This window comes from Flavobacterium foetidum, from assembly GCF_004634245.1.
Lineage (GTDB): Bacteria > Bacteroidota > Bacteroidia > Flavobacteriales > Flavobacteriaceae > Flavobacterium > Flavobacterium foetidum.
The window spans coordinates 38,983-55,715 of the sequence record NZ_SJTF01000015.1 but is presented as its reverse complement, the minus strand read 5'-3'; the positions used below and the strand labels follow the sequence as shown (position 1 = coordinate 55,715).

10 protein-coding genes are annotated in these 16,733 nt (G+C 39.1%); 1 reads left to right on the top strand and 9 read right to left on the bottom strand.

All coding sequences use genetic code 11. The features are described from left to right. Nucleotides 1-318: 318 nt before the first annotated feature. The 7 genes from E0W73_RS17685 to E0W73_RS17655 form a co-directional block, all read right to left on the bottom strand. Entirely contained in the window at nucleotides 319-1,812 is a 1,494-nt protein-coding gene (locus E0W73_RS17685; protein WP_208730548.1) for a DUF1254 domain-containing protein, read from the bottom strand. Between the two features lie 27 nt (nucleotides 1,813-1,839). Continuing rightward, the gene (locus tag E0W73_RS17680) at nucleotides 1,840-3,291 is read right to left on the bottom strand and encodes a DUF1254 domain-containing protein (protein WP_135223368.1); all 1,452 of its coding nucleotides are present in this window, start codon (nucleotides 3,289-3,291) and stop codon (nucleotides 1,840-1,842) included. Nucleotides 3,292-3,654: 363 nt separating this feature from the next. Next, entirely contained in the window at nucleotides 3,655-5,268 is a 1,614-nt protein-coding gene (locus E0W73_RS17675; RefSeq protein ID WP_162847724.1) for an arylsulfatase, read from the bottom strand. A gap of 225 nt (nucleotides 5,269-5,493) precedes the next feature. Then, the gene (locus E0W73_RS17670) at nucleotides 5,494-7,731 is read right to left on the bottom strand and encodes a xanthine dehydrogenase family protein molybdopterin-binding subunit (protein WP_135223367.1); all 2,238 of its coding nucleotides are present in this window, start codon (nucleotides 7,729-7,731) and stop codon (nucleotides 5,494-5,496) included. Nucleotides 7,732-7,749: 18 nt separating this feature from the next. Further along, entirely contained in the window at nucleotides 7,750-8,769 is a 1,020-nt protein-coding gene (locus E0W73_RS17665; protein WP_135223366.1) for an FAD binding domain-containing protein, read from the bottom strand. Beyond that, nucleotides 8,762-9,247: a (2Fe-2S)-binding protein gene (locus E0W73_RS17660; RefSeq protein ID WP_135223365.1), complete on the bottom strand. Its 486-nt coding sequence runs from the start codon at nucleotides 9,245-9,247 to the stop codon at nucleotides 8,762-8,764. The genes E0W73_RS17665 and E0W73_RS17660 overlap by 8 nt, the downstream gene beginning before the upstream one ends. Nucleotides 9,248-9,506: 259 nt before the next feature. Beyond that, nucleotides 9,507-11,909 carry a TonB-dependent receptor domain-containing protein gene (locus E0W73_RS17655; protein WP_135223364.1) on the bottom strand — a complete coding sequence of 801 codons (2,403 nt, stop codon included), beginning with the start codon at nucleotides 11,907-11,909 and terminating at the stop codon, nucleotides 9,507-9,509. 136 nt (nucleotides 11,910-12,045) lie between these two features. Here E0W73_RS17655 and E0W73_RS17650 point away from each other — a divergent pair, with 136 nt between their 5' ends. After that, nucleotides 12,046-13,143 (top strand): DUF4958 domain-containing protein, encoded by a 1,098-nt coding sequence (locus E0W73_RS17650; protein WP_135223363.1) that lies wholly within the window; start codon nucleotides 12,046-12,048, stop codon nucleotides 13,141-13,143. A 296-nt stretch (nucleotides 13,144-13,439) separates the two neighbouring features. Here the strand turns inward: E0W73_RS17650 and E0W73_RS17645 are convergent, their stop codons facing one another. Together E0W73_RS17645 and E0W73_RS17640 are read right to left on the bottom strand one after the other, a co-directional pair. Continuing rightward, nucleotides 13,440-15,455 carry a DUF2264 domain-containing protein gene (locus E0W73_RS17645; protein WP_135223362.1) on the bottom strand — a complete coding sequence of 672 codons (2,016 nt, stop codon included), beginning with the start codon at nucleotides 15,453-15,455 and terminating at the stop codon, nucleotides 13,440-13,442. 58 nt (nucleotides 15,456-15,513) lie between these two features. Beyond that, nucleotides 15,514-16,539, bottom strand: a complete 1,026-nt coding sequence (locus E0W73_RS17640) for a glycoside hydrolase family 43 protein (protein WP_208730547.1) — start codon at nucleotides 16,537-16,539, stop codon at nucleotides 15,514-15,516. Nucleotides 16,540-16,733: the final 194 nt, after the last annotated feature.

The window sequence follows — 16,733 nt, the reverse complement described above, 5'->3', positions numbered from 1 at the left end:
TCTTCCATTTTCTTTTTCGGCACAAAAAACTATGCTTCTATGTGTTAAAATGCTTTTATTTTTTAATTACACCCAACGGGTTATATGAGAACATTTTATTAAAATTTATTTGGAAATAAAGTTGATTTTTACAGCAATCGCCAGCAGGAAATCCTTGTACAACCAAATGGCGCCAATTGAAGACAATTGACGCCATTGTTTTATTTTTTCTACAATTCGATAACTTGAATTACTTTTTTTTCATTTATATAATGTGTGGTTTCACGATCAAACTTCTCATTCTTCTCTCCTACCTCTTCGTAATTTCAATGGCAGACATTAAATTTTTACCACAGATGGAGGCGTCCATTGGTTTTTAATAACTGCCTGCTGTGGGCCGTAGCATCTAAAATATAAACAGAAATCTTCGGCAGGACTCGGCAGCCAATTGGCTTTTTTATCTCCTTCAGGCGCTGCATGCTGCACGTATAACGTAAGAGAACCATCAGCATTGTACTTTAAATCCCGGTTTTTGGTTCCCACCGAATAACGTTTTATGGCATTGGGATAGAAAAAGTGATGCTTGTCATAAAGTGTAAGAGACCAGAAGCCGTCTACAGGCGGGAGTTTGCCTTTTGCAAATGTCAAGGTATACTGTTTAGAACCATTCAGTCTATCTCCTTTTGCATCCAGATCCTGATAAAAGTATTTGGTCTCCAGACCTGCATTTACCAGTATATTTGATTTTGCCATGGCAGTACGAGTGAAATAATCCGTTCCGAAAGCCGCACAATTATCGGCAGTGGTCCAATTGCCAGGAAGAGTTATTCCCCAATTGCGGAATTGCAGCAGTGGGTCAACCAGTTCTTTGTCTGCTTTATGGGCTTCCTCAATCATTGCTTTTTTTAGCGACGGATCTTTTTTTGCGGCTTCAATGACAGCAAGCACCTGAGCATAACGTGACTCTTCACCACGCAATGGAGGAGCATCTTTTAATACCACAGGAAGCTGGTCAAAAAAGGTATCGGGGAAAACCCATTTTGTTTCTTCAGATCCGCCATCTTTTGTCGGCGAACCTAAAGACGGGAGTTTACTCCAGTCCTGCTTTTTCATTTTTCCGTCAAATTTATCCAAAGCATAGACATCAATAGACTTAATTATTTCTTGGACTGCATTTTTATCTGAGGGCGTATCATCCTGAAAAACTCGCGGTACAACAAAGGCGGTACCTGTTTTGCTGTAAAATACTTTAGTGATTCCTTTAGGCACTGTCCCTTTCCAGTTAGGGCCCGCCAGCATATAAAACCCTGGCTTTGTACCGTACATCTTCCCGATTTGTGCAAAAGCATCTGTACGTAAATCCACCACCTGATATACCCAGAAACGATCACCAAAATCTGGAACCTGAATTACAACAGGGGTTTCATCAAGAGCGGCAATGGCGGCTCCATAAACTACATCCTGATTCGGACAGGCAACCCAGCGCTGTTCAGGTTTGATATAATCATGCAGCATTGCCAACGAGTTTAATGGCGCAAATGGCAGTACGCCATTCATAAGCCCTACTTTTGGCGACTGCTTGAACGCAAGGCGTCTGTTGTAAATATTTTCCATCGGCCATGCCCAGAAGTAAGCATCTCTCGCGACTTGCCGCGCGTAAGCTTCGGTAATCTTCATATTTACATCTGGCCCAGGCGACAGTGAATCCGAAAATTTGCCTACGGTATTAGAATCAGTTTTTGTGGAAGATAATGCTTCATTATCATTACTTTTATTCTGATTGCAGGCTGTGAATACTAGAATTGCAATCATCAAAATAAATTTACTTTTCATCTTTAAAATTTTAATAATTACCCTTAATTATTTGATTTTTTCTACATCATTTAGTTTCCAGCTCTGATCATATAGCTTTGGAGTCGGACCGTAAAAACGCGCCAAAATTTCAAATTTACCTTTAGGATCCGTTGGAACCCAATTCGATTCGCCGGACTCAGGTGCTTCTGGACTAAAATAAAGATCTACAGAGCCGTCGCTGTTGGTTTTAAGTCCAGGACTCTGTGAAGAGCGGCCTACACGTTTAGCATTTTTAATGAAAGTATGGGTTTCGCGATCGTAAACCGTCATTGACCAATATTGTTTTACCGGCACATTGGCGGGTACGTGGAGTTTATACGAACTTTTTCCATCTAAAACATTTCCCTCTTTATCCACAATTTGTATTAAGTAATATTGAGATTCTCCAATATGTTTAGCACTGAAGAAAATAATCATATATATTAATCCTCTATTGTCTACCGGATAGGATTCAGCAACATCGTAGTTATTTTTAATATTATCGGCAAAGTCTTTTGTAGCAGGAAAAACCCAATGCGTACCTTTATAAAAAGGAGGCATTGCTTCATAATTTACATTGAGCCATTCTCTTGCGGCTTTCACTGATGCTGTGAGAATCTCTTTAGTTCGAGTATCGGGATTAAAGGCTTTTCCTCTTTGAATACCAATCGTTTTGAGAATATCAATATAGGCTCTGTCTCTCTTGAGCCACGGTTCAGACTGTACAATCTTATTTAACGATTCGTAAAAACTGATGTCATATGGAATAGCGGAATCAAAGACCTTCTCGCTGGCGTCGACAAAAACCGTTGTTGGATTTTTTGAAGCCTCACTTAATGGATAAACCTTTATGCGTTTGGAATACTCAACGGCCGCGGCTACATCCTCAGGACTGCCACTCTTCAAAACGGATCTCAGCAGCGCATAACCTCTATAAGTATCTGACTGTAACGGAATGTAGCCTGACGGGATTTTAGTCCTATCGTAGCCTGGAGGAAGAAATAGATATTTCCCTCCCTTGCCTTTATCCACTCCTCCTGGACCAACATCTTCAAGAGAATTCTGCCAATAGGTCATAATACTTCCATTAAAAACGCCACCCTCTGCAGGTGGAATTTCGAGCACAACCGGTCCTACTTTTTCTGTATTGAAAAAGGGCATTAAATAAATCACGTCCGGATTTGGAGTCAAAGTCTGATTTGTCCAGTCTAACAATTTTGGCCAGATTACGACTTGATTGTCTTTTCCATTGATTTTAGAAAAAGCATCAACCATCAGCTGGAAGTTTACTGCCGGCATCCCCCAAATAGCAGATTCTATTCCGCGCTGATATAGAATCTGTTCCTGAATATTTGCGGGCTTAAATTCGGTATATGCTGTATCACCTAAATTTGTCTTTGCCGTCTCGTTTGTTGTGGTTTTTTTAGTGCAGGCTGCTGTAAGCACCATTAATAGTAAAAGAATAAACTTGTTTTTCATGATAGCAATTTATTAGTGGTTATAAATGTTCAAGTTTTAAAATCGGACTAAAGATGTTGCCGATTCCTTAGATATTCTACTAAAAAGTAAACAGTATTGCATGTTTATACAGTTTAAAGCTACAAAAAAAATATTTAAAATTTATTAATTTTTAGACACAAGTATTTAACAATCAACAACTTTAAGTTACTATTGATTCAAGTATATGGTTTGTACTTGTGGCTTCGTTATGAATTTTTGCTCAGAAACGATAACTTTTTCGGAATGTAATAGAAGGCGAATTTTGCCGTTGAGTTGAGGCAAAAATTGATTAATCTTCTTTATCCTTAAAAGTAAAAGCCGGGCAAATGCCCGGCAGTACTACTATTTAGAGTCCACGCTCAAGGGAGGAAGCGCTGTTTTCTTTTCGTTCAGCATCTTTTTCACCTGCTCCATAGTTCTATAGCGCTCTATCTGCATCTCTCCTGTAAAAGTTTCACTCTGAGGTGCTCTCGGCGGTATTTTAGCATAAGTTTTCATCAAATCCGCAATAGCTTCATTAAAAATTATAGCCGTCCAAGTTTTTTCTGTCCAGCTGTTCATAAATAGATCGTAGCGTTCTTGCGGATCCTGCCAAATATTGTAAATCGCTGGAACTGTAGCTACATAAGTCTCGTCTCCTCTCCAACCCAACTGCTGACCAGGTGCGTCGCTTCCCGCAATAGCCCCATTATCTCCTCGAGTATTAAATACAGCTTTAAATTTTCCTATACGAACTGCACCGGGAGACAATTCAGCTTCTGTAAAATAAAACCATCTGTCACGAATCGAAGTACCTTTTTTAAACAGAACATTAGACATATCATAGCTGTCGAAAACCATATCAACGCCTGCCCTATCTTTTTTAGGAAGTTCCACGCCTGCAAGACTGGCAAATGTTGCCATCAGATCAAGTCCGCCTACAATATCGTGGCTTTGGCTTCCAGCTTCAATTTGTCCTGGCCACCAAGCAAGTGCTGGCACGCGGCTACCTCCTTCTCTATCTGTTCCCTTAGTTCCTCTGAAAGGAGTATAACCAGAATCAGGATGTACATCCTGCCAAGCCCCGTTGTCTACTGTATAGATGACTATAGTATTTTCGGCAATACCTAGCGAACGAATCTTATCCATAATGCGTCCTACATTGTAATCCATTTCTACCACAGCATCAGAATACTTGCTTTTACCTGGAGATTTGCCCACAAATTGTTTGGAAGGAAGGTTTGGCTGGTGATTTTTTGCAAAGTTGATGCACATAAAAAATGGATCTTTGCTTTTAGCATATTCATCTAACTGTTTCAAGTTGTTTTCGACCATCATCATGTCGAGCTCAGCTATGTTCTCCTCGGTAACTTTACTTACTTCGCGAGCTTTTCCGCCTGCCTCTCCTTCAAGTACGCCAATTGTTACTTTCTTGAAGAGTGCCAACATCTCTGGAGACATCTCGGGATTCCACGATTCAAAAGCATAGGTATATGCATTTAAGTGATAAAGGACCACATTCTGCATTTTGTCAAAACCGTGTGCTATAGGCATGGCATAGTCAGCTTCGCCAAGGTGCCACTTGCCTGAAAAGTAAGTTTTATAGTTGGCTTTTTTTAGCACAGAAGCCAAAGTCCATTCTTCTTTTGGCAACCCACCACCTTGTCCTTGAAAAGCAACAGTTGTCATACCGCTACGATTTGGAATACGGCCAGTTAACATTGCGGCCCTTCCAGGCGTACAACTTGGTTGTCCGTAAAATGACCAGAACTGCATACCTTCTTTAGCCATTTTATCAAGATTTGGTGTCGGCATTCCTCGTCCGACTCCTCCTCCGTAAACTCCCAAATCACCCCAGCCTGTGTCATCTGATATGACCATAATAATGTTGGGTTTCTTTTTAGTTTGTGCTCCACTATCGAAAAATGTCAATAGGGCTAAGCCAGACAATACTACTGTTAGTACATTTTTTTTCATATCTGTAATTTTAAGATTATTATTTATCTTAAAATTAAAGTATTGTCTGTTGAAGTTATTTTTTAATCACTTCAATATGGTTTCAAATTTTAAAATGAAACAAAGTTGTTTAATATGAAACAATAATAATGGAACGCTTCTAATTACATCTTAAACTTGATTATTAAGAACTGAAAATTATCTATTAAACCGTGGCTGGCAAAAATAAAATCTTATTCTGCGGTTTTATAATAACCTTTCAAAATGAATGGGCAAATCATTTATTCTCTTTCCTGTCGCATGGAACACTGCATTTGCAATAGCAGGAGGCATTCCTACAATACCTATTTCGCCTACTCCCTTTATACCAAGGTCATTTACAAATTGGTCCTGTTCTTCTACAAAGATTACACTAAGATCATGGATATCGGCATGAACGGGTATATGGTATTCGGCCAGATTTGGATTCATATATTTGCCAAATTGATGATCGGTTATGGTCTCTTCGTGAAGCGCCTTACTGATTCCCCAAACCATGCCTCCCAAAATCTGGCTTTCGGCCGTTTTTGGATTAATGATCTTTCCGGCCGCCACACTGGTTACGGCTCTTGTGACCTCGATAACGCCAAGCTCTTCATCGACCTCGACCTCCACAAAAACTGCGCTGTGTGCTGCCTTCGCTTTTTTTCCGCTAGTAAGCGGATTGGGCATTGCCGTATTGGTAGTTTTTATTTCTTTTATCGATAATTGTTTAAAAATATCCACAACGCTGATTCTAGATTCTGGATCACTTTTTAAAATTAAAAATCCATTTCTAAAAATGATATCTTCGAATTGGGCAAAGCTTAAAAATGACTCTTTGAGCGATGCCGCTTTTTTAAATATTTTTTTGTTTAATGCCTGGCACGCCGTTTTTACAGCAGCCCCAACAGTAGCGGTAGTAAAAGACCCTCCTTGGATTGGTGCAAAAGGCATGCTGCTGTCTGCATATGAAAATGTAACGTTTTCTAAGTTCATTCCGAGTTCGTCTGAGGCAATCTGGCTCAAGACCGTAAATGTTCCTGTACCGATGTCTGTAACAGCACTTTTTAATTCGACTTTCCCGTCGCTTGTCATTCTCGCCTCAACTCGTGCTAATAATCTATTTGCATCCCAGATTCCGGTTGCCATTCCGTAGCCAATAAGCTTATTGCCACGTTTCATGCTTCTCGGTTTCGGATTTCTTTTTGACCATCCAAATTTTTCTGCTCCTTGCAGATAACATTCCCTAAGTTCTTTGCTCGAATATTCCTTATCTGAACTTTTATCAACATTTGAATAATTGATGAGACGCAGTTCCAACGGATCTATATTCAGTTTAAAAGCAAGTTCATCCATCGTAATTTCAATAGCATGAATTCCTGTACTGCCTCCCGGTGCACGCATATCCAATGGAGAATAAACATCTAGCGGTACCAGTTTGCTCTCCATTAATGTATTCTCAGCAGGATAGAGCATATTTGACCAGTTTACAACCATTTCAACATAGTCTTCAAACTGCGAGGTCTCAGCAGATGCTTTATGATAAAGCGCATTTACTTTTCCGTTTTGATCTGCTCCAAATCTGGTATACTGAATTGTAGGCGGTCTATGCCCAAAAGTAAACATCTGCGTGCGATCGAGCGTTACCCTCACATTCCGTTTTAAGGCAAGTGACGCCATGACCGCCATAAAAAGCTGGTACTGCGGTCTAAGGCCAGATCCAAATGCACCTCCTACAAAAGGCGAAATAACCTGAACATTTTTCATTTTTAAACCAAACACATTCGCCACATATAGCTGCGAATTGATAGTTCCTTGCGTTTTGTCATAAATTTTCAGCTTGCCCTTTCCTTGATAAATTACAGTAGAAGCAAACATTTCCATCGGATTATGGTGTTCTGTTCCGTGCTTGAATGTACCCGAACTCTGTACATACGAATTGCGATAAGCCTCTTCAAAATCACCCTTCGGTTTTGGTGGAGGAGGTTTTAACATCGAAGCCAGACCTTTTTTAGGATTACGTTCGTTATGAAGTTTCGCCTTAAAATCGGTTTCGAATTCTTCATCTATGTAAGCCACTTTGATTTTCATGGCTGCATAACGGGCCATTTCAAATGTCTCAGCCACAACCAAAGCAATTGGCTGACCGTTGTATTTTATTATATTGTCTTTTAAGGGCTTAAAAACAGTTCCGGGAGGTGCATCCATATCAGCATATTGAATATCAAACCAAGCTGTGGGCGGTCTGTTTTCGTGCGTGAAAATTTCAATAACTCCATTCATCTTTTTGGCATCATCAGTATCGATTGCCGAAATGCTTCCTTTGGTGATACTGCTGTTTACCACGTAACCGTATACTAAATTTTCAGCGTTGTATTCGCCCGCATATTTTGCTTCTCCTGTAACTTTCAACGGCCCTTCTAAACGGCTTATCGATTGTCCTATCATTGGTTTTCTTGTCATATCCTACTACTTTATCGATTACACGGATGGTTTGGCACCAGGACGCTGTACTTCTGGATTTAGCGCCATCATACAATTTCTAATCACAGCCCTCTTGGCCAATTCAATCTTAAAAGAATTATGCTCATAACCTTGAGCTCCTTTTAAAATGAGATCTGCAGCTTTAGCAAAATTTTCGCGAACAGGCTCCTTTCCTATTAAGAAATCTTCGGCTTCTAGAACCCTCCAAGGTTTATGTGCTACACCGCCAAGAGCTATTCTCGCTTCTTTGACAACATTATTTTGGATATCCAATCCTGTAGCGACAGATACCAATGCAAAGGCGTACGAACTTCTATCTCTTAGCTTCAGGTACGAATAATTTTTCTCAAATCCTTTTTCTGGAAGATCAATGCTGGTAATAATCTCTCCGTGAATCAAATTATTATCTATATTGGGAGTATCACCAGGAAGTCTGTGAAAATCAGCAAAAGGCAATGTTCTTTCACCATTCGGACCGCTAATATTAACTGTTGCTTGCAACGCCGCCAAGGCCACGCACATGTCTGAAGGGAAAACAGCAATACAGTTTTCGCTTTGTCCCACCACTGCGTGTATCCTGTTGTATCCGTTAATAGCAGAACATCCCGAACCCAGATCACGTTTATTGCAGGGCGTATGGATGTCATAAAAGTAATAACAACGGGTGCGCTGCATCAAGTTTCCGCCATTGGTCGCCATATTCCTTATTTGGGCAGAAGCTCCTGCTAGGATTGCTTTTGAGAGCAGAGGATAGCGTTCTTCAACAATCGGGTCGTAAGCAGTGTCCGCATTTGTGTGAAGGGCTCCAAGTCGAATGCCTCCATTCTCGAGCCGGACAATCGAGTTATATTCACTAACCGGATTTATATCAACCAATTTATCAGCTTTTGTGATAAAATATCTTAAAAGATCGTTGATATTCGTTCCGCCAGCCACAATCTTATTTCTGATATCGCCATCAATTTCATGTATGGCATCTGCTAGAGTTGAAACTTTAGTATAGGAAAAATTATTCATTGTAACCTCCTTCCTTTACCGCCATGACCGCATCAATAATACCTTTATTGGCACCGCATCTGCAAAGATTTCCAGACATCAATTCCTGTACTTCCTCTCTAGTTTCGGCTTTATTTTCATTTAACATACCTATTGCGCTGCAGATTTGTCCTGGCGTACAATATCCACATTGAAAAGCGTCGTGTTCAATAAAAGCTTTTTGCACAGGATGCAGCTCGGTGCCATTTGAAATTCCTTCGATGGTTGTAATCTGAGCGCCGTCTTTCATAACTCCCAAAGCTAGACAACTCAGGATTCTTTTCCCGTTTACCAAAACCGTACAGGCGCCACACTGCCCGTGGTCACAGCCTTTTTTTGTGCCTGTAAGCTGTAGGTGCTCTCGTAGGATGTCCAATAGAGAAATCCATGGCTCAATAGAAAGTACGTGCGTATATCCGTTTATATGCAAAGTTGTCGTCTGCGTGTTTTTAGCTGTCATTGCATTGTATACTATAATGTGAAGAAACTATTTATCAGTCACATGAAAGTAGAGCCTAATTTTGACTTTATTTTATATTTTTAAAGCCACAATGTTTTATAATTTCAATGATATCAGTCTTATAGCTTCTTTACAAGATAATTTGAACGTACCTACATCTTAAGCAATTAATCCTTCTCAACAGGTAAATCATACATCCATAATGAGCCTTGAATAGTGGCGTAATCTGCAATCACGCATTCTAATTTTCATTATAATTTTAGATGCTTACTGTTACTCCCAAAGAGATATTACTACCTGGCAAGGGGGCCAAATACTTTAAAAAAGAATTCTGAGGTCTGGCTTCAACATTAAGAAGATTAGTACCGGCTGCAAAATATTCTATTTTATATTCTTTAAAAATCATAGTATAACCCAGTCTTGCAGAAAGAAGCGAATAGGCCGGCATGGGAGGTTCAGGGTTAATGTTTTTTCCGAGGTAACGCTGTTCAAGATAACGGTCGAATGCTGCACTTAATTCAAATTTCCTGAAACCGATACCACCCGAAAAACCAAAACGGCTCGTTGGCATATTGGGCATATAGTCTCCTTCTGCCCAGTCTCTCATGCGGTCTTCGGCTACATTGATGTTTTTGACCAAATCAAAATACGATCCCAGCTGTATATTAAAACTTTCCGTGAATTTTTTATTGTATTCGATTTCAGCTTCCCAGCCTTTTAGCTCCGTATCAGATTGTCGCCATTCTTTTACCAAAAATCCTCCTGAACGCGAAATCCCTGTATGCGCCAGATATAAATAATTATCTAACACAGTGTGGTAATTGGTAACAGAAAATTTTAGTCCGCCATAATTAAATCCAGCTCCAAACTCTGTTGTTCTTGCGGTTTCCTTGTTTAAGCGGTCATCTCCGTTTTCTTCTAAAATAATGGCAAAGTGGTTATTGCCCGCATACAATTCGTTAACATCGGGAGCTCGCTCGGAATGGGAATAAGAACCTCGCAAATAGGCATGTTTGGCAATATCTATCTGCATTGCGGAAGTAAACTGATGGAGATGAAAATCACGATTTGAGAGTTTCCCTCCTCCCAGTCCCCTACTTGGTTTATAGCCTTCTGTAAGCATAGCTCGCCTTTGCACAATGTCATGTCGATAGCCTGCATTTAGTTTCAGAAATTTTGTAGCAAACTGCTGCAGAGTGAATATTCCGTACTCTCGGCTTTTGTTATCCGGAAGATATCGCTGTTCGCCGCTTCCTTCAATGTTTATAGCCGAAAGGTCTATGCCAGAAAGTCCTTTTAAAAAATCAAGAGGCTGCTGATCCACCTCCAACCGAACTATCTGGCGTGATGCCGCAAATTTGTTGGCAAGATAATCGCCAATGAGTTCGCTGTCTTGAGAATATTGCAGCATATAATTGAACCTAACGGCAGCAACTCCCGTATTTTGTGGTCTGTATTCTGATTCCATCATCACACTGTTGCTTTCTGAGCGTGTGTTTATGGGCAGGTATATGCTTTCTCCTTCAACTTCATGCGTGTAACCGTCGTCATGCGTGTGTGTATGTCCGGGCAGTTTGCGCAGTGCAAAACCAGGAATTCCGTAATAGCCGTATGTTCTGCGAAACCCGGCTCCAATATTGAATTTTTCGCCCACATAGCCCGTTCCAAAATTTAGGGCATGACTGTTGGCATGACTGTTAGGCATGGTTCCTCGTTTTACTGGAGCATAATCTGTTATGCTTTTTACAACAGTAGTTGAAAAAGGTGTTCCTGCTGGTTGTCCCGCGATATATAAACTGTTTTTGGGATTCGATACATACGCACCATTGACAAATGATTTTTCTTCAAAAGTATACAAATCAGCTTCGGTAAGATCCCATTGTGGGTCATTCATATTGTCTAGTACAAACTGGCTTATGTACGGATACAAAGTAAGGTTTCTTGTAGTCACTTTTTCAACATGAACTTGCGCCATAGCAGCGGTCAGGTCATCAATTTTTGGATCGTAGGCAATGGGGGCTTTTGTGTTTCCCGGTATTTTGATATCATCATTCCATCGGTTCATTCCGCCAGCATGCCAGACCCATTTTTTGCCGATATTTCCGTTAAAATCAAAAGATTGTTTATATCCCAAATTAGTACTTCCTTCCGCCCGTACAAAACCCGACAGGGATTTGGGTGCTTTTTCTTTCGGGATGGTATTGTCTTTCAGGTTAACTGCACCACCAATGGCTCTACCGCCAAAAAGAACATTTCCGTCGTTAATGTGAATGTCAATTCCCAAAAGATTATCCGTATCGGTAATCAGATTAAGGTTTGGACTGATTCCAGAAAGGTCGTTCATCGCCATTCCGTTACTTAACACTTTTACCCGGTTACCGCTGAGACTCCTGATTACGACAGCTCCTGAATTGGGTCCGAAATACGAATTCTGAATTCCGGGAACATGGCTGAGCGTCTCTCCAAGCGTTGCCGACTGATTTTTTAAAAGTTCTTTTCTCGAAATTTTTCTAGAACTCGTTATTTCTGATTTGTTGTTATTACTAATAATAACTTCATTCAAAACATTGGTTTTAACGCTGTCGGCTGGCTTATGCTGCGAATAGGAATAAAGGCTAAAAGCAAGGAAAATGAGACATAAAGGTTGGGCTGTAATTTGCATAATAACGCTGAATTTGGAATATAATGGGCGCAAATATAGGGCTTAAAACTATTATCGCAACAAAATTGCAATAAAATATCGCAACTTTGTTGCGATAGTGATTTTTAAAATATACTTTTGGCAAAAATTTTAAATAATGAGAAAAGAAAAAAACTACTTCCGATTACTATTCATGGGACTTTTGGCTCTATCGATTACAGCCTGCAGCAGCGACAATGAGCAGACACCTCAACAACAGATTGATATAGACCTTACCCCAGCAACATCAATGGTTTATGGCGAACAGCAGCGCATTGCCCTGCCCTCGAGCGTTTTGAAAGCATCTGACCTTCAGATAAAATTAGATTTTAGTCTGAATGAAAATGTGAAAGTAAATGCCGCTGAAAATCTGAATGATAAACTTGCGAAAGCAGTAACCGTAGACAGTGAATCTGGAAAAATCAATATCGACAGCGGTTTGCTTTATCCTAATAGTGCTGTGTCGGCTAATGGTACAAAATTGCCTGACAGCTACAAAATCATTGTAAACGCAAGTTCTGCAAGCCAAAATTTTCAGGGCAGACAGACTATTGACTTTAAAGTCACTCCCGCAAAACTGTCGATGAAAGGCATCGAAAGCAAAGCAGCAATTCCGGTTGCCTATGTGATTTATGGCGATGCAGCCAATTTTGAGCTTGAAGCTCCTCAAACTATTTCGGCTGCTATGAGCTGGGCAATTGAAAATCAATCGGCTGTTGGAACAGAAGTATCCCTAAGTTCTAATGTCTTGAAATTCCCAGCCAATGCCGGAGATCCAGATAAAAAGGCTGAAAAAGCATATGATGTAACTCCGATTCTTCTTAAAGACGGATTCAAAGTAGCATCGACAACATTCCGAGTAATCTTTATTCCGAAAATCAAATTCTTTTTTGGCACCTATTATCCTGAATATGATTTGACTATAGTATTGAATAATCTTCATATTGCACTATCAAACGGATATGTATCGGCTGCTCCAGCTTTTTCGCCCGAGGCCTACAAATCATCGTTTGCTATCAATGGGATCAAAAAAGACGGACAGCCTTTTAGCGATACTGAAAGCATATTTTCAATAAACGAAAAAACTGGTTCTGTCACGGTCAAGAAAAGCACTTCAATGACTGCAGGCGCATATGAAATCACCGTGAAGGCTATCACAACAACTGGACTTGAATTTATGACAACCTTAACTTTAAACATGTCAAAAGCAGAATAAAACAGTAATTTATAAACCAGCTCACCTGCAGCTGGTTTTTATGTTATTTGAGTAATCACTTAAGCGTTTTTTGACAACCAATTGGAAATCTAATTTATCTGCTAAAATACTTTAATTCCGATAGCTATGGGAGCGTGAAATCCTTATAATTTTTCGCGCAGATTCATACAGATTAAAGCAGATTCATACAGATTTATATCTAAGCTGATTTAATAGATTTAAAAAAGTAATTTCACTCAACGCTTATATTTTATAAATCAAACAATTACGATTCATAAGTTATCTTATTGCAGCAATCACTTATCAAAATCAACTGTCTTTTTTGTGCCATCATTAAATTGAACGCTGATAGTCCCATTTTTCTGTTGTTGAATTTTTAGCGGAATCAACTCTTTATTCTTCCATTTTTCACCTGATTTTTTCCAAAGCATCAAAGTTGCGTAAATATTAGCTTTCTTATCATTCGGATTAAAACTAGCCGCAACATCAATCACTTTACTGTTTTCACTTTCGGGATGTAAATCTTTGCACGCTACAACTTCTGCTTTTTCCCAGCCCAAAAGCGGTATCATCGCCAATTGGTATTTTCCGTTATCAATAATGGTTACTGTTTTACCATCAATACTCTTTGTTGTGGTTTTAATCTCTTTGTCTAATTGCGGTAAAGCATAATGCCCTAATCGCATCGCAACAGCATCTGAACTGTTATTTCGATCAATCCTTAAAATACCGTTGGGCAACGGAACATCAGCCAGATTCATCTGAATGCGTTCGTTGGTTTCTAAAACTGCATTACGGTAATAAATACCATCTTCAAATTTTTTAAAAGTGAACAATCTTAACGGTTCCCATTCTTGTTTGGCATTTTTAAAAACATAATTCATGGCAACTTCTCCGTTAGAACCGTCAGCCTGCCAAAGGAAAGCGCTATTATAAGAAAGTCGGTTATAATTTTCTGTTGATCGAAATCCCTGCCAGTCGTCTTTCTTTTTCTCATGACACCACGCTCTGATTTCTGATGCTCCAATGTTTGGATAATCTGTAATCAAAATCTTCGAACCGTTTACAAAATTGTTATAAACATTCTCTTTTTTGAATTTGGTTTCCCAGTCTCCTTCATTCTCTTTTGCTGTCCAAAACGGATTATCATCTGGCAGTAAAAGTCCCATAAAGGCTTTTCCCATCCAATACACGCTTCCTCTACAGCTATACACTTGAACGGCGGGTTCAAATGCTCCGAAAAAACCAAGTGTTGGTACGTTATCCTTCAGAAAATCAGGATTTTCTAAAAACTGTTTTAAAACTCCTGATGAAATTCTACGCAACCATCCATTATTAACCGCAGCATCATTTTCTAATCCCATAAACGGAAAAGCGGCAATCGATGCAATTCTATAACTAATGCTTCTTCCAAACATAATCATCTCCCCATTTTGACTGAACATTGCAGGATAATTAGAATTAAGATCTCTAAAATTACTTTTGAACTTCGCCGCATATTCAGGATAATATTTGTTCCCGAAATATTCAGACCAAAGCGCTCCATACAATTGAAATCCCCACATACTGTAATAATCGTACGCCGGACTGTCGTTGTACCAGCCTTCTCCTCTGTAATCGTTTAAGCATTTCTGCAGGTATTCTTCCAACAGTTTCTCATTAACAGCATAACCTTGTTCTTTAAAAAAGCTTAAAACAAAAATGTTGAAAAACTTCCAATTGGAAGACACCGTAGGACCATCGCCATAACTAAGCATCGATTTTGCCAATGCATCTTTCTGCTCTTGCGGTAAGGGTTTCCAAAGCACTTCTGGATTGGTTAGCAAAGACATAGCAATTGCTCCATACTCCACCAAATTCTGGCTTGGGCCTCCATTTTTAGGTCTTGGTACAATATAAGAAGGGCTTTTAGGATCGACTAATTTACTGAATTGATGCCTGTAATAATCGGCAACTTTAATATTGTTGATTACTAAATTCGGATTTTCTTTAAGAAGCGGAGAAGCAATAAACAACGTTCTGCTCAAACCCTCCAGTTTCTCTGTCGGTACTCTGCCTTCATCCTGCGGATAACTTTTTCCAGGCTGTTTAGGAAACTTCATCGGATCATCCAGATTATGAATGTAACTAAAAGCGCCTTCTAATAAATAAAGTCCTGCATCTTTCCAATGCTGTTTTGCCATTCCGGTATAAGGACTCAGCTTATAATCTGGATTAACAATTTTAAAAACGTTATTCGTATTTTCTTTTTGTTGTGAAAATAAAGACAGACTAAACATTGTGGTTAAAAACCACATTTTCAAATTATTCATTTTTATTTTTTTTTCTAATTTCTAATTTCAAAATTTATCGGCTTTCCAAAAAATAGTTCTAAGGAATATAAGGTTTTACTATCACCAATTGATCTCCAGATAAATCGACCTCAAATAATTTCGGAATTCGAACTGTTTTGCCATCCACTTTTTTATGGCTATGAACCGACATCAGCCATTTGCCTTCAAAAGTTTGAAATAACATTCCGTGACCAAAATTAGGAGGTGTAATCGGATCTTTTTCCTGAATCCACGGGCCGTCTAAAGTACCGCTTTTAGAATAAGCAACTCCTTGCGTATAAACATCATAAATCCAGCTCGTCCAAATCATTCCTAAACGTCCCGTTTTGGTCTTAAACAAATAAGGGCCGTCTGTCACTTTATTGGGTTTGTCATTTCCATTCGCATCTTTTTCTCGGCTCCACGGAGAATCGCTTGCTTTAAAAAGTAATTTTCCCTCACCTACCGAACCCCTTAAATCTGGTTTTAATTCTATTTTTTCAATCGTTCCGTTTCCATTTTGAAGCCATTCATAACAATAAATCATATACGGTTTTCCGTCTTTATCTACCCAAAAAGTACCATCAAGTGTTGGTTTAGTTGCAGGTAAATAAATCTCGTCTTTCATTGGCACATAAGGACCTTCCGCTTTATCACTGACTAAAATATGGCTTGCACGGCGTTCAATACTAATGCCGTCAACTTTATCTATTATTTTGTCTCTATTGGTAAAAGTCGCAAAATCATAATATTTATTTTTATAAAAATGCAGTTCTGCCGCCCAAATCATAGGATTGGGTCCCATCCAGGAATTAGGATCAGTTTTAACAATATCATACGGAGCGCTCCATGATTTTAAATCTTTGCTTTTCCAGAGCAATCCTCCTGTACCGGTCATATAATACAGTTTGGTTTTCTTATCTGCTAAAATTGCCGGATCGCTCAATCTAATAGAGTCTAAAGGAATTGCTTCTTTAACGATTCTCTTCTTCTGAGCCTGTGTTACCGAAAAAAATAAAAAACATATAAACATTGAAAAAACAAGACGTGATTTCTGTTTGCAATAATTTGGCTGTATTTTCATTTTGATATTTTTTTTAATAATGAGTCTAGTTAGCAACTCTTAATGTATTAATTTAAACTATTTTTCAACCCGTTGGGTGATTTTATTTCAATTTTATTTAAATCAGCTTAGATATAAATCTGTCTAAATCTGCTTTAATCTGTTTGAATCTGCGTGAAAAATTTATAAGCAAAAGAATTTCAAGCTCCCGATAG